The 1,217-nt window shown below is 56.2% G+C and carries 2 protein-coding genes; both read right to left on the reverse strand.

Annotation, left to right across the window (positions count from 1 at the left end):
• Positions 1 to 37: 37 nt before the first annotated feature.
• Positions 38 to 901, reverse strand: a complete 864-nt coding sequence (locus CAF70_RS25950) for an IS3 family transposase (RefSeq protein WP_085627415.1) — start codon at positions 899 to 901, stop codon at positions 38 to 40.
• Positions 898 to 1,217, reverse strand: a 320-nt coding sequence (locus tag CAF70_RS25955; protein WP_218191756.1) for a transposase, incomplete at its 5' end; no start/stop codon positions are given. The genes CAF70_RS25950 and CAF70_RS25955, both read right to left, overlap by 4 nt.

Below are 1,217 nucleotides of genomic sequence, written 5' to 3' on the forward strand. Positions count from 1 at the left end.
TGGGCCTGTCCCATGGCAGCGGACGCCAAGAAGCTGGCTAATGAGCCAACTGCCTCAAGCCTTTTGCATATTCGTTCGGTGAACGATAGCCCAGTGCTGAATGCAGCCGACTGCTGTTGTAAAACCCATGGATATAGCTAGCAATTGCCAGGTGGGCGTGTTTCTTGGTGGGGTAGACCGTGCAGGCTTCCTCTCTCTTCAATGTAGCGAAGAAGCTTTCAGCTACGGCGTTATCCCAACAGTTTCCTCTCCGGCTCATGCTCTGCACGAAGCCCTTCTTGGCTAAAGCGAAACGAAATTTACTGCTCGCGTACTGGCGCCCTTGGTCGGAATGGAAAATCGCTCCGCAGACGCCCAAACAGGCGTTCCAGGCGTTCACGAAAGCGCGCTCGACCAAGTCGTCAGGCATCCTGTCCGCCAGGCTATAACCCAGCACCTGGCGCGTTTGGATGCTCAGGACGACTGCCAGATAAAGCCAACCCTCTTTCGTAGCGATGTAAGTGATATCGCTGACCCAGGCTAGGGCGGGGTTTTGAACGGAGAACTGACGATCCAATAAATTGCTCGCCACTGGCAGCGCATGGTGACTGTCGGTGGTGCACGGTCTGAAACCGCCCTTGGATCGGCCCTGTATGTGTTCTTCATGCATCAGCCGGTCAATGCGCTTATGGCCTACAGCGTGGGCCTGTTGCCGTAGCGCCTCGACCAGCCGCGGTCGACCGTAGGTCTTGCGGCTAGCCGCATAAGCCTTGTGCAGATCGATGCGGATCTGCGCATCCGGATCCGGGCGCCCCTGGCGGTGCTGATAATCGTAAAATCCTGAAACCGAAACACCCATTACCCGGCACAACAGACGCACCGGGAACTGAGCCCGTTCTTCAGCGACGAAGGCGTATCTCACCTGGACTCTTTGGCAAAGAATACCGCCGCCTTTTTTAGGATTTCACGCTCCAGTTTCAGCTCAGCGTTCTCGGCTCGCAATCGCGCTAACTCGCTGTCTTCTTTGGTAATTGCTCGACGGTCAGGAGAGCTCAGCGGTAGACCACTGCGAGAAGCGTTGACCCAGTTGTCCAACGTTTTCACAGACATTTCCAGCTGGCGAGCAGCTTCCGTCCTGCCGAGCGTTTCGGCGAGCGCAACGGCCTGAATCTTGAACTCATCGGTGTAGTTGCGGCGAGTGGTTGGGTACATGGCAACCTCCAAGATAGCGATGTAAG

Origin of the sequence: Pseudomonas sp. B19(2017), assembly GCF_002113165.1 — a bacterium.
Taxonomy (GTDB): domain Bacteria; phylum Pseudomonadota; class Gammaproteobacteria; order Pseudomonadales; family Pseudomonadaceae; genus Aquipseudomonas.